At 73.4% G+C, this 8,337-nt stretch carries 8 protein-coding genes; 5 read left to right on the top strand and 3 right to left on the bottom strand.

Annotated elements, in window-relative coordinates; translation table 11 throughout:
* The first annotated feature begins 799 nt into the window (after positions 1–799).
* Positions 800–1,237: a hypothetical protein gene (locus HCJ92_RS19775; RefSeq protein WP_167934966.1), complete on the top strand. Its 438-nt coding sequence runs from the start codon at positions 800–802 to the stop codon at positions 1,235–1,237.
* Positions 1,238–1,457: 220 nt separating this feature from the next.
* Positions 1,458–2,246 (top strand): SAM-dependent methyltransferase, encoded by a 789-nt coding sequence (locus HCJ92_RS19770; protein ID WP_338054275.1) that lies wholly within the window; start codon positions 1,458–1,460, stop codon positions 2,244–2,246.
* A 103-nt stretch (positions 2,247–2,349) separates the two neighbouring features.
* On the opposite strand, the gene HCJ92_RS19765 is transcribed toward HCJ92_RS19770, so the two are convergent.
* Both HCJ92_RS19765 and HCJ92_RS19760 read right to left on the bottom strand, forming a co-directional pair.
* Positions 2,350–3,276, bottom strand: coding sequence for a Scr1 family TA system antitoxin-like transcriptional regulator (locus HCJ92_RS19765; protein ID WP_167934964.1), 927 nt, complete (start codon positions 3,274–3,276; stop codon positions 2,350–2,352).
* 89 nt (positions 3,277–3,365) lie between these two features.
* Positions 3,366–3,602: a DUF397 domain-containing protein gene (locus HCJ92_RS19760; protein WP_167934967.1), complete on the bottom strand. Its 237-nt coding sequence runs from the start codon at positions 3,600–3,602 to the stop codon at positions 3,366–3,368.
* A 402-nt stretch (positions 3,603–4,004) separates the two neighbouring features.
* Here HCJ92_RS19760 and HCJ92_RS19755 point away from each other — a divergent pair, with 402 nt between their 5' ends.
* Both HCJ92_RS19755 and HCJ92_RS19750 read left to right on the top strand, forming a co-directional pair.
* Positions 4,005–4,253, top strand: a complete 249-nt coding sequence (locus HCJ92_RS19755) for a DUF6480 family protein (protein ID WP_167934963.1) — start codon at positions 4,005–4,007, stop codon at positions 4,251–4,253.
* A gap of 594 nt (positions 4,254–4,847) precedes the next feature.
* Positions 4,848–5,726, top strand: a complete 879-nt coding sequence (locus HCJ92_RS19750) for a SigB/SigF/SigG family RNA polymerase sigma factor (RefSeq protein ID WP_167934962.1) — start codon at positions 4,848–4,850, stop codon at positions 5,724–5,726.
* A gap of 58 nt (positions 5,727–5,784) precedes the next feature.
* On the opposite strand, the gene HCJ92_RS19745 is transcribed toward HCJ92_RS19750, so the two are convergent.
* Positions 5,785–6,684 (bottom strand): helix-turn-helix domain-containing protein, encoded by a 900-nt coding sequence (locus HCJ92_RS19745; RefSeq protein ID WP_167934961.1) that lies wholly within the window; start codon positions 6,682–6,684, stop codon positions 5,785–5,787.
* Positions 6,685–7,071: 387 nt separating this feature from the next.
* On the opposite strand from HCJ92_RS19745, the gene HCJ92_RS19740 reads away from it, so the two are divergent.
* Positions 7,072–8,334 carry an inositol-3-phosphate synthase gene (locus HCJ92_RS19740; RefSeq protein ID WP_167934960.1) on the top strand — a complete coding sequence of 421 codons (1,263 nt, stop codon included), beginning with the start codon at positions 7,072–7,074 and terminating at the stop codon, positions 8,332–8,334.
* The last annotated feature ends 3 nt before the right edge of the window (positions 8,335–8,337 follow it).

Here is an 8,337-nt window from a genome sequence, read left to right as displayed (position 1 = left end):
GCCCCCGGGGGCCGCCCGCCGCGGCGTTCCGCGGCGGCTACGCCCCCGCTCGGGCGCCGGGCCGCGAGCCGGGGCGACGCAACCGCGTCGCACGGCGCCGCCGCATTTGCACCACCCGTTGATAACCGACGACGGCACTTCACCCGAAAGGGTCATTCGCCCGATGAACCGTCCGGCGGGCCGGCCCGCCCGGGGCGGCTGGGGCGCGTGAGAGACCGCGGCATGCCCCGGACCGCGAACACGCCCGACCACCCGGCGACTGAAAGAGACCGCTCCCCCTCGCTTTCCGAACAGGCGAAGCAGAGCCGTCGCACCTGGGCGCACGGAGAGCCGGGCCGTGCGCCCTGTTGCCACGTCAAGCCCCCTCGGTTTGCACGATCCGACAGGGATGGTCACCGTCCTTCGGCGGCGCTACGGTTTCGCCCCCGGCACCCCGGGACTCCCGGGCTCCTCGATGCGGCAGCGGGACCGGGGCCCGGCCGCCCCCACAGCAGAGGACCGGAACCATGAACCGACAGCATCGCGGGCCGCACCTCCCGGCGGGAGCGGACCCCCGGCACCACCCGACAGCAACGACCGGTGCGACGGGGGCGGCCGGTGCCGACCGCACGGCCGGTGCCAGCGCTCGGCCGGCCCGGAGCGCCGCACCCGCAGCGCACGGGCCGCGGGACGTCCCGGACGCAGCATCATTTCGGACGTTGTCGCCTGGCCGTAACCCGTCGCTGCCACCGGACCGACCCGGGCGGAGCCGACGACCGGGAGCGAACGGCGGCTCCGGTCCGCACGCCAGGGGGCGCATGTGCCAAGGACACTGACCACGCTCTCCTTCGCCGCCTTCTGCGGCTACCGACGCGGTGCCTACCTCGACTACGCGACCCTCCGGCTGGGTTCGCCGCGTGCGGGTCGGATCGTCGTGGACGCCACCTTCGCCGACCTGGCCCGCGAATGGGGCCGGGTGATCAGCAGCGAGAGCCCGGCAGCAGCGGCGTGGCGTTTCCTCACCTCGCGGACCGAACTCGCCGTGCAGGCGGGCCGCGACGGGCGCCCCGCAGCCCGACGGCCGCGCCTCTCCGCGCGTCACGCCGACGCCCTCTCCCTCGTCCACTGCCTGCGGCTGTCGACGGACGAGGCCGCCGACCTGATCGGGGTACCCCGCACCCGCCTGCTGGCCGACCTGCGGGCAGCCGAGCGTCGGCTCGCCCCCGAGGGACATTCCTGCGGCATATTCCAGCCGTAGCCCGGTGCTGTGAGACCTCCCCGAACGGTCCGGCGTACGCCCAGCGGGCCGCAGCGCGCGGCGCTGGCCGAATCGCGCCCCTGATCCGGAGGGCCGCCCACCGCACCGCTGGTCGGGCCCGAACGGCCGCGCCTAGCATGGGCCACCCGTCCGGCGTACAACCCCGGCGGGCGGCCCCTCGCGACCTCGGTACGCGCGAAGTGGTCGGCTACCAAGGGAGATTCACATTACTGTCGACGTCAGCAAGCCCAGTGTCGCGCGCATGTACGACTGGCTCCTCGGAGGCAAGGACAACTTCGCCTCGGACCGGGAAGCATGCGACGAGTTGCTCCGCATCGCGCCCAGCACTCGCGAACTGGCCGTGATCAACCGGCTCTACCTGAAGCGCGTGGTGCACTGGCTCGCCTCGAACGGCATACGGCAGTTCCTCGACCACGGCTCCGGCCTCCCCACGCAGGACAACGTGCACCAGGTCGCGCAGCGCGTGGACGAGAAGTGCAACGTGATCTACGTGGACAACGACCCGGTGGTGCTCGCCCACGGCCGCGCGGCCCTGGACGAGAACGACCGGACCGCCGTCATCCAGGCCGACATGCGGGACACGGACGGCATCTTCGCGCACGCCGATACGCGTGAACTGCTGGACCTCGACCAGCCGGTGGCGGCGCTCTTCGTGAGTGTGCTGCACTGCATCCCCGACAGCGACGACCCCTGGGGGCTCGTGCGGCGCGTGGTGGACCGGCTGCCGTCCGGCAGCTACGTCGTGATCTGCCAGCTGGCGAGCGACGACCCGGACGTGCGCGAGTCGGTGACCGAGTTCATGCGCGAGACCACCGGCGGGACCTGGGGCCGGGTCCGCTCCTTCGACGAGGTGAACCGTTACTTCGAGGGGCTGGAGCTGGTGGACGAGCCGACGGACGTCTCGCTCTGGCAGCCCGACAGCGACGTCTCGCCCCGACAGGCCACGCAGGAGTGGATCGAGTACGGGGCGCTCGCGCGCAAGCCCTGACCGGCGGCACGCACCCCGGCGCGGACGTGCGGAGGGCGCCGACCCCGGCGGGGTCGGCGCCCTCCGCGTGTCCGCGTCCCCCGGAGCGGGGCCCGTCGCGGTGTCAGTCCCGCGTCGCGTCGATCGCGCGCTGCAGCCGGTCGAGGGTGCCCTCACGGTCCAGAGCGGCGTCGGCCATGAGCAGGAAGGTCTGGCGGTAGGCCTCCACCTCGCGCTGGGAGCTGAGGTAGCGGGCGCCGTGCAACTGCTCCAGGTACACCATCTCCTCCGGCCCCCCGGCCGGGAACTTGAGGTAGGTGACGCCCGCGTTGGGCGCGGTGCTGCCGGCAGCCGCGGTGAAGGGGATGATGCGGATGTTGATGCCCCGCGCGGTGTCGGCGAGGTTCTGCAGGTGCCGCAGTTGTCCACGCATCACGGTGGCGCCGCCGATGGGTCGCATCAGGACGCCCTCGTCGAGCAGGGCCACCATCCGCGGCGCGCCGGCGGACTGGAGCAACCGCTGGCGTTCGAGGCGCAGTTCCACCCGGCGTTCGATGTGGAACGCCGAGGGGTCCGGGAAGGCGAGCGAGACCACGGCGCGGGCGTAGTCGGGGGTCTGGAGCAGCCCGGGCACGTACTGCATCTCGTACGTGCGGATCTCGTCGGCGGCGGCCTCCATGCCGATCAGCCGCTCCAGCCAGCCGGGCATCACGTCGCTGAACTGGTGGTACCAGGCCCGGTCGCCGGACTGCTTCAGCAGACCGGCGATGCCCTCGCGCTCCTCGGAGTCGGTGACCCCGTAGAACTCCAGCAGGTCGAGCACGTCCTTGCGCTTCGCGGGGCTCTCACCTCGCTCCAGCCGAGACACCTTCGCGGGCGACGCCTTGATCACCGGCGCCACCTCCTTGAGGAGGTAGCCGTGGTCCATGCGGAGCCGCCGCAGGTAGGTGCCGAGCACCTTGCCTGCGGCGACGGGACCTCCGGCGTCCTGGTCGGCTCGTGCGAGATCGAGCGCTACTACTGTGCGGTCCTGACGGTCCGGACGGTCCACCTGGAGCTCCTTCGACTGCGGACTTCGCGATCGTCAGTATCTCCGGATGCGGCCGGGTGGGGGCGCCGACCTGAGAGCGCCGGTCAGTTTCAGCCACTCACGAAGCCGAAGTCCCCACGTCGTGCTCCTTCGACGAACGCGGCGATCTCGTCACGCGTGTAAACGAGCGCCGGCCCCTCGGGGTGGCGGGAATTGCGCACCGCGAACCCCCCGTCCACGAGCTGTGCGATTTCAACGCAGTTGCCCTCGGGGTTGCTCGCACTGCTCTTCACCCAGGTGACACCCTCGATATCGGTGGCCGGGACTCCGTTGGCGAAGGACTCCATGGAAGTGTGCTCCAAACGCTTGTGACCTGCGAGGAAGTACCGCACAGGGTGAGGGTCCCCCCGCCTCGGCGCCACTGCGCCGTCCGGGGAACGGCCCTCCTCCCGCTCTCGTGCGATTGCACCGTGAGGACGGCGCGACCCCAATCATTGCCCACGCGAACCCACTTGATGCATCGCAAGTGCGGAAGTTTTGCGGGGAAGCCGGGGCGCACGCCGGGGCGTGGCCACCAGAACAGTCAGACAGGTGCACGACAAGGGGATGAATCTGTCCGAACCGGCACGGTGCCTTCGCTCCACCGGAGTAACCCCCGGCGCGGCGGCGTCGGTACGAGCCCCGGCACTCCCGCCGAGCCGTCCGGTGGGCGGATGTGTCAACCGGGGGGAACGGGTTACCCGTGGGCGATGAACCCACAGAGTCAGGACCCGGACCCGCGGGACATCGCGGGCGTCGACGCAGCCGGCGCGCAGGAGGTCGGCGACACGCCCCCCGCCGAGGGCAGCATGTCGGAGAGCGGCCCGCCGGACACCGACAACCCGACCCGAGGCTGGGCCGGCGGCCCGCTCACTGCCCTCTTCGTGACGGTCGCGCTGGTGGTCGGCTTCTTCGTCTGCTACGCCGTCTGGATCATCGCCAACGGCGGACCGGGCTGATCCGCCCGCTCCCGGTCGAACAACCGGACGCAGGGGGGCGGCCGAGGGCGGCATTGCCGTCGGCCGCCCCCGCAGCGTCGCGCTCAGGGCACCGGATGGGGCCCCGGTCCCGGGTCCGGCTCCGGCGGGGGGCCGGGAGTCGGCGCCGGCGCGGGATGCGGCGGGCCGGGGTCGGGCTCGGGCGCCGGCGCCGGACCGGGTTGCGGCACGGGCTCCGGCGGGGGAACCGGTCCCGGGCCGTCGGGCGGGGGTGTCGGTACGGTCATCGGGTGCCTGCCTTCGGGCCGTGGGTGCGTCGCCGCGCGACGCGGACACGACGGGTGCCCCGGCCCGCGCGTTCTAATCGCCCGGCGTCCGTATCCGGTACCGGCGGCGCGGCGTCGCACACCTCCCGCGCCGCAGGGCGGCGGAGAGGTCGCCCCTCACGCCCGTCCGACGGCCGCCGTCATCCCTCCGGACCGACTGCGCAGGACGGACGGCCCGTGACGCGCCATGGTGGGTGGGGGACCGCCGCGCCGCCGAGGCCGGTGATCCGCCGACGCCGGCCGGCACCACGACCGACCGGCTGCCGTCCGCCCGCCCGGGAGCAGCCCGATGAACGACACCGCCCGTCCGGCCAGGGCCGTGCCACGGCGCGGCCGTCATCCGCACGACGACGCACCCGACACCTCACGGGAGCAGGCGTTGTTGGCCACCCTGTCCGACGGGGCCGACCGCGAGCTGCTCACCGGTCGCATCGTCCGCGCCTGGCTCCCCATGGCACGGCGGCTGGCCCGGCGCTACCAGGGACGGGGCGAGGACGCCGAGGACCTGGAGCAGGTCGCGGCGCTGGGCCTGACCAAGGCGGTGCTGCGGTTCCGCCCCGAGCGCGGCAACGCCTTCGAGAGCTACGCCGTCCCGATGATCGTCGGGGAGATCAAGCGCCACTTCCGCGACTGCACCTGGGACGTCCACGTCCCGCGCCGCGTGCAGGAGCTGCGCCGGTCGGTACGCGAGGCGGTACGCGAACTCGACACCGGCGACCACGGCGGGGTGCCGGGTATCGGCACGCTCTCCGCCCACACCGGGCTCACCCCGCAGGAGGTCCGGTCGGGCCTGGCCGCTCTGGAGTGCTACTCGGTGCTCTCGCTGGACTCCGACCCCACCTCGCCCGGCGGCGGCCACACCCTGCTGGCGACGCTCGGCAGCGTGGACCCCGGGTTCCAGCAGGTGGTCCGGCGGGAGGCCGTGCGACCGGGGCTGGACCGGCTCGCCGAGCGGCAGCGTCGCATCCTCTATCTCCGCTTCTACTGCGACATGACGCAGCGGTCCATCGCCGACCAGCTGGAGATCTCGCAGATGCACGTCTCGCGGCTGCTGCGCGACACCTGCGAGCAGCTGCGCCGCGAGGTCGAGGAGATCACCGGAGACAGCGGGACCGACCCGGCCCCCGGTACCGCCACCGCCGACCGGGGACCCGCCGCCCGGGAGTGACGCCGGTCCCCGGGCGGCCGTCGCCGACCGGGTCGGTCGCCGCGCGGCCGGGCCGAGGTCAGCTTCCGTCGAGCAGCCGCGCGAGGACGGCGGGGGTCTCCGCGGGCGCGGCGGCCTGCACCGCGAGGTGGTTGACGACGTCCCAGAGCAGCTCGACCTCGGCGGGCCGGTCGAGCTGGGCGACGGTGCCGTGGTGTTCGACGAAGGCGACGTCGGGCAGCAACCCGCCGGCGAGGCGGGCCAAGGTCACCGGGCCGCCGAGCCCGGCGTGGCACCCCGCGTCGAACGGCAGGATCTGCACGGTGACGTGGGGCAGAGCCGCCATCTCCCCGAGGTGCCTCAGTTGGCCGCGCATGGTCTCGGTGTCGGCGGCGGGTCGACGCAGCGCGGCCTCGTCCACCACGGCCCAGAACCGTGCCGCCGAGGCACCGTCCAGCACGCGGGAGCGGTGCATCTCCAGGTCGACCCGGCGGGTGATCTCGGCGTCGTCGGCCCCGCGGTGCGTGGCGCGGGAGACGGCCCGCGCGTAGTCGGGGGTGCGGAGAAGCACCGGGATGGTCTGCGGGGTCCAGCAGCGGATGACGGAGGCGGCCTGCTCGATGCCCAGGTACGCCTGGGCGCTGTCGGTGAGGAGGTCGGCGTAGGTGTGCCACCACCCCGGCCGGTTGGCCTGCGCGGCGAGCGCGAGCACGGCTTCGCACGCGGCGGGGTCGCGGAGCCCGTAGAGGGCGAGCAGGTCGGACACATCGCGTGGCTTGCAGCCGGTGCGGCCGAGTTCGAGGCGGCAGATCTTGGAGTGCGAGGCGCCGATGACGGCGCCCGCCTCCTCCTGGGAGATGCCCCGCGCCTCCCGGAGGCGGCGCAGCCGCAGGCCGAGCACCATCCGGGGCACGACGGGGCCGGCGTGGGCGTGGGGCCGGTCCTGCGTGGTGGTGGGCGATGCGTCGGTCGTGCCCATGTCTGGCTCCCTGCTGTGGTGCGTGGCGGCGGGGCCGGGCCGCGGTGGGGTCCGGCGGCCGGGACCGGCGGACGCGCTCACACCGGACCGGCCAGCCTAGTGGCTCGGCGACGGCGCCGCGGACGTGTGGTGAACACCGTTGCGGGGCGGGCGGGTTCACCCTCGGCGTGCGACCAGCGCGCACCGTCGTCCCCGGCCTGCGCCCCACCGTCCGCACCTCCGCCCCGCGAAGCACGGGGGCGCTGGTCGGAGCGGGTTTCGGCAAGAAAATCAGCGCATGACGAACGGGGTCCATATGTAAGGTCAGATGTATAATTCCATGATCGCTCGGGACCGGGTAACCGGCCCCGGACCAGCGGATATCCGTCCCACTGGAGGCGTGCCCCCATGTCTGCACACCACGCTCCGTCCGCTCCGGCGGACTCCACGAACGTCGGCATCTGGATCGTCGGCGCCCGCGGTTCGGTCGCCACCACGGTCGCCGTCGGCGCCGCCGCGCTGGCCGGGAAGCTGGCCTCACCGACCGGCTGCGTCACCGAACTCCCCTTCTTCCGCGACGCCGCGATGCCGCACCACGCCGAACTGGTATTCGGTGGACATGACATGGTCGGTGTCCCACTGACCAAGCGCGCGGCCCAGCTCGCGGACGCCGGGGTCTTCCCCGCCCACCTGCTGCCGCAGGTCGAGGACGCGCTGCGGGCCGCGGAGGAGGAGATACGCCCCGGCGCGGGCGCCGCCGGTGAGGACGACGACGGCAGCCAGTGGGCGACCGTCACCCGTCTCGCCGCTGACCTCGCGTCGTTCCGTGAGCGCAACTCCCTCGAACAGGTCGTCGTCGTCAACCTGGCCTCCACCGAGGCCCCGGTCGAGCCGCACGCCGCTCACCGGTCCCTGGCCGAACTGCGCGCCGCCCTGGAGTCGGGAGCCGAGATCCTGCCGCCCAGCGCCCTCTACGCCTACGCGGCGTTCGAAGCGGGTTGCGGCTACGTGAACTTCACACCCTCCGTGGGCGCATCGCTGCCGGCGCTCGACGAGTTCGCGCGCGAGGCCGGCGTCCCCTACGCGGGCCGCGACGGCAAGACCGGGGAGACGCTGGTCAAGACGGCGCTGGCCCCGATGTTCCTCCATCGCGCGCTGCGGGTCCGGGCCTGGTCGGGCACCAACCTGCTGGGCGGTGGCGACGGCGCCACGCTCGCCGACCCGGACGCCGCACGCTCCAAGACGGAGACCAAGGCCCGCGCGGTGCAGGACATCCTGGGCCACCCCGTCGAGGGGCTGGTCCACATCGACAACGTGCCCGAGATGACCGAGTGGAAGACGGCCTGGGACCACGTGCTGTTCGAGGGGTTCCTCGGCAACCGGATGACCTTCCAGTTCACCTGGCAGGGCTGCGACTCGGCTCTGGCCGCGCCGCTCGTGCTGGACCTCGTGCGGCTGGTCGCACTGGCGCGCCGCCGCGGCGAGGGCGGGCTCCTCCCCGCCCTCGGCTTCTTCTTCAAGGAGCCCATGGGCAGCCGGGAGCACGACCTGACCCGGCAGTTCGACACGCTCGTCGCCTGGGCGACCGCCGACGACACCGGGGCGATCGACGGCGGCGGCGGCGGCCCCGAGGCCGCGGGGCGCGCCGGCCTCGCAGGCGGCGCGGCGTGAGCG

Origin of the sequence: Streptomyces spiramenti (assembly GCF_012034385.1) — a bacterium.
Lineage (GTDB): Bacteria > Actinomycetota > Actinomycetes > Streptomycetales > Streptomycetaceae > Streptomyces > Streptomyces spiramenti.
The sequence above is the reverse complement of the archived record's forward strand: the minus strand, read 5'-3'. Positions and strand labels throughout refer to the sequence as shown.